4 protein-coding genes are annotated in these 3,378 nt (G+C 47.9%); 1 reads left to right on the top strand and 3 read right to left on the bottom strand.

The genetic code is table 11. The features are described from left to right. From KDK18_RS11540 to KDK18_RS11530, 3 genes are all read right to left on the bottom strand, one after another. Window positions 1-1,118 (bottom strand): alginate export family protein (locus tag KDK18_RS11540; RefSeq protein WP_257255054.1); only part of this gene is annotated, 1,118 nt, incomplete at its 3' end. Window positions 1,119-1,246: 128 nt separating this feature from the next. Then, window positions 1,247-2,116, bottom strand: a complete 870-nt coding sequence (locus tag KDK18_RS11535) for an ABC transporter ATP-binding protein (RefSeq protein ID WP_257255053.1) — start codon at window positions 2,114-2,116, stop codon at window positions 1,247-1,249. A 23-nt stretch (window positions 2,117-2,139) separates the two neighbouring features. Beyond that, window positions 2,140-3,138: an ABC transporter permease gene (locus tag KDK18_RS11530; protein ID WP_257255052.1), complete on the bottom strand. Its 999-nt coding sequence runs from the start codon at window positions 3,136-3,138 to the stop codon at window positions 2,140-2,142. A 2-nt stretch (window positions 3,139-3,140) separates the two neighbouring features. Between KDK18_RS11530 and KDK18_RS11525 the strand changes: the two genes are divergently transcribed. Further along, a partial coding sequence (locus tag KDK18_RS11525; RefSeq protein ID WP_257255051.1) for a hypothetical protein occupies window positions 3,141-3,378 on the top strand: 238 nt, incomplete at its 3' end.

The following is a 3,378-nucleotide window of genomic DNA, read 5'->3' as shown; positions in this document are numbered from 1 at the left end:
GCGTTATAGTGTTTCCCAAACTTTTTGCTGTAAACCAGGTCGATCTCTTTACCCAGATCTTCAACAGTGGCGGTCTCTTCGTCAGCAGTAAAGTCGTGATAGGTAACCGACCACTTACCACCAAAGAGCTTGCCACCCACCGAAGCATAAAGATCTTTAAGACCCTCAGCAGGAGTGCTCAGGAACTGGTCCGTCCAGCCATTGAACTTATGAGCGGTAGCCAGTGGTGTCGAGAAGCCATAATTACCATCATCAGAGCCCAGCACTTCATAACCCACTTTGGTGGTAATACCGAATATCGCTACTCCACCTTCGACAAAGTAGAAATTGGCATCGTATTTATTTGAGCCTGATTCGCTCTCCTGAGTGGCATACTCTCCGGTGTAGAGGAGTTTCAGGTCACTGACATCTGCCGAACCTGAGAGTCGCACGCCGTAGGTATCCAGACTGTTGTCGGTATCATCATCCAACTCAAGTAAGTACGCGTAACCGGTCAGTTTGCCTAAGGGTGTGGCATAAGAAGCATTGAGCAAATGATCCTTGGATCTCAGATCCTTTTCTTCTGCAAAAATCCGGTTGCGTTTGTTGATGTAAGCGTACTTCAGTGACAATCCTTCAACAGGCATATAATCAGCGCTAAGGGCATTAAAGGTTTGTCGATCCTGTCGCCAGCCCACATGCCCTACAAAACGTTGATTGTCGTAAGCGATGACCTGTCTGCCGAGCTTTGCAGTCAACCCTTCCATTTTATATTGAATAAACGCCTGATCGACTTCCGTAACTCCCGGGTCAGCAATCACAGAATAGTCAGTACCATTGCCAACCGTATCATTGTAATCATCAATACCCGCTATGGACCTCGAGTCTTCAAATTCCAAAAGGCCAGAAAAGCCATAATAATCACCTGTCTTGTATCCCAATCGAGACCGAAGCGTCAGTGCTTTAGCATCTTTCTTGGTATTGTCTTGATCAACCGTCTCGTATCTGAGCCTGAAGTCACCAAACGCCTCCCCGCCGGTAAGCGCTTCTATAAATTCATCGGCCTGTACCTGAGTCGTTGAGACAGCCGCTGCCCCCGCAATAGCTGCTGCCAGTAGTGTTACCTTTGTGTGTTTCAAGGACTTAAACTCCGTTTTTTTGTTGTGAATAATCTTTTATCACCGGGGCGACAAAAATTATTTCTCTCGCTCATTGCTGATTTATTGTTGTTATTGTTGATTGAGCTGCGTTTTTATCCTTTCGGATACTACGCAGCCTGAAAGCTTTTCTTACTGCCGGAAGCTTCTTTTTTCTTTTTATGCTTGCTAATGTTTTCCACCTTGCGTTGTTTCTCATAGAGGAACTTCAATACTTCTGAGCGCAGGCGGGTGTACTCAAGGTCTTCTGCGAGAGCCAAGCGATCTCTGGGACGTTCCAGATTGATGTCAAGAATTTCACCAATAGTGGCTTCTGGCCCATTGGTCATCATGACGATACGATCTGACAGCAACACGGCTTCATCCACATCATGGGTAATCATAATGACGGTATTGTTCAGCTCCTGCTGGATCTCCATCAAAGAGTCCTGCATGTGAGCCCGGGTCAGGGCATCGAGGGCACCGAAGGGTTCATCCATCAGCAAAATTTCCGGCTGCATGGAGAGAGCCCTGGCAATGCCGACACGCTGCTTCATCCCTCCGGAAATTTCTTCAGGTCGCTTGTGCATGGCATGCTCCATATGCACCAGCTCGAGGTTATGCTCTATCCATTCTTTGGTTTCAGACTTGCTTTTTGAGCGTCCAAACACCTGCTTAACCGCCAGCTCAACATTCTGATAGGCTGTCAGCCAGGGCAACAAAGAATGATTCTGGAACACGACGGCTCTTTCCGGCCCCGGTTCCCTGACTTCTTTACCGTTAAGGACTACGCCTCCGGTAGTGGCCTGGTATAGCCCGGCAACAATGTTCAGTACTGTTGACTTACCACAACCCGAATGGCCAATCAGCGAAACAAATTCTCCTTTGCTGATCTTCAGGTCCACTCCTTTCAGTGCCGTGAATGGACCTTTTGGCGTATCAAACACCATGTCGATATGGCTGATATCCAATAAAGTGCTGGCTGCTTTTTGAGCGTTCATGTCTGTTTCACCTCCGTGTTGAATTAACTGGCTGTGCCGGCCTTGTCCCAGGAGACAAAACGCTGCAGCTGAAGCATGGTGCGATCCAACAGAAAACCGATAAACCCGATGACGATAACCGCCACCATAATCCGGGCCAGAGAGTTTGAGCTGCCATTTTGGAACTCATCCCAGACGAACTTTCCAAGACCGGGGTTCTGAGCCAGCATTTCTGCAGCGATCAGAACCATCCAGGCAACGCCTAACGACAATCTCATACCAGTGAAAATCATCGGTATGGAAGCGGGCAGAACAATTTTCTGAACATGCTTCAGGGCTGGCAGTCTCAGCACACGGCTGACATTCACCAGATCCTTCTCAATAGAAGAAACGCCCACTGAAGTGTTGATTACCATGGGCCACAGACAACAGAGCGTGACGGTAATCATGGAATTTAAAAAGGACTTGGCTACCAAAGGGTCAGGACTGATATAAACAGCACTGACGACCATGGTCACCAAAGGTAGCCAAGCCAGAGGAGAAACCGGTTTAAAAATCTGAATAACAGGATTCACTGCCGCATTCAGGGTTTTATTCAGTCCTATGGCAATCCCCAGGGGTATGGCGATGACTGCTGCCAGGACAAATCCACTCAGCACAGTGATAAGGCTGGTGAAGATCTGGTCTGGAAACGTTTCTTTACCGGTGTAGGCACGGATTTTGGGTACGTAATCCGGATCCTTCGCCAGTCTGGCTTCAATACGCTTCTCTTGTCGCTCATAGAAGGCCTGCTCTTTCACTCGTTCAGCGCTATGCTCTTCATAAAGCGACCCCATTTGCTCCCAGACTGCCGACGGTCCGGGAAATTTGCCCAGTGATGTATCAATCTTGCTGGCGGCTCCTGCCCAGATCATCAGAAAGACCAGGATGCCGGCAAAAGGAATCAGCAGGGTTCTAAAGGTTTTTGTTATTGTTGTTTTAAGACTTTCGGAAATAATTGGCTTATTGATGTTGTTATTGGCCAACGCAGTTTCAGTTGTCATGTTTGTTCTCTCCCCCAAACAGCCTTGAGCGGACAATTCAGTCCGAGCTTGCATGGATCAACCCTCAGGCTGATCCATTCAAGACGAAATCAGATCTTGTCGCCCTGCTTCAGACCAATACTGAACTTGTTGATGTACTCATTAGGTTTCTTGCCGTTGTAGACGATACCGTCAATGAAGTGAGTCTGTGGATTTCTGAACCCGTGTTGCTGTCAGATCGTATCGTCATGATGACCAATG

Source organism: Endozoicomonas sp. SESOKO3 (genome assembly GCF_024606255.1).
This window is presented reverse-complemented; position numbering and strand designations above follow the sequence as displayed.

Coding starts and splice junctions, on each gene's coding strand:
- KDK18_RS11535 (WP_257255053.1), bottom strand. CDS start 2,116: ATGAACGCTCAAAAAGCAGCCAGCACTTTATTGGATATCAGCCATATC.
- KDK18_RS11530 (WP_257255052.1), bottom strand. CDS start 3,138: ATGACAACTGAAACTGCGTTGGCCAATAACAACATCAATAAGCCAATT.